Genomic DNA, 438 nt, shown 5'->3' on the forward strand with positions numbered 1-438 from the left:
CAGTTAAAGTTATTATTATAAAATTATATTGGTGAACATTACCAGGATCCGACGAATACTATTATTTTCTTTTTAAGTTTTTAATGTGCATAACAAAGATGAAACCGCCACTACCACAGATTTCAAATTTGATTTCAACTTTCCTTCCAGGAATCAAAATGTATTTCAACATACTCTTATCATAATTTGATGTTAAATTTGTACCGATATAACATTTATGTCTAACACCATTTTCATCTTGAACCAAAGTATAGTCATGTCCATTATTAATTATATAACCCACAAGCTTTTTATCGAATAACGAACACCCATCAGTAACAAACTGCGTTAAAGTTGCTTCAGCTTCCTGGAAAGGTGGATCTGGAGGGACACCATAGAGGTAAGGTTTTTTATTTTCCTGAGAAAATGAAAAGCTAAATAATGACAGAAATATTAATG

The 438-nt window shown here is 30.8% G+C and carries 1 protein-coding gene; it reads right to left on the reverse strand.

Annotation, left to right across the window (positions count from 1 at the left end):
• Positions 1 to 61: 61 nt before the first annotated feature.
• A partial coding sequence (locus tag IU405_RS09365; protein WP_197438349.1) for a hypothetical protein occupies positions 62 to 438 on the reverse strand: 377 nt, incomplete at its 5' end.

The organism is Polaribacter sp. BAL334 (assembly GCF_015767435.1).
GTDB lineage: Bacteria > Bacteroidota > Bacteroidia > Flavobacteriales > Flavobacteriaceae > Polaribacter.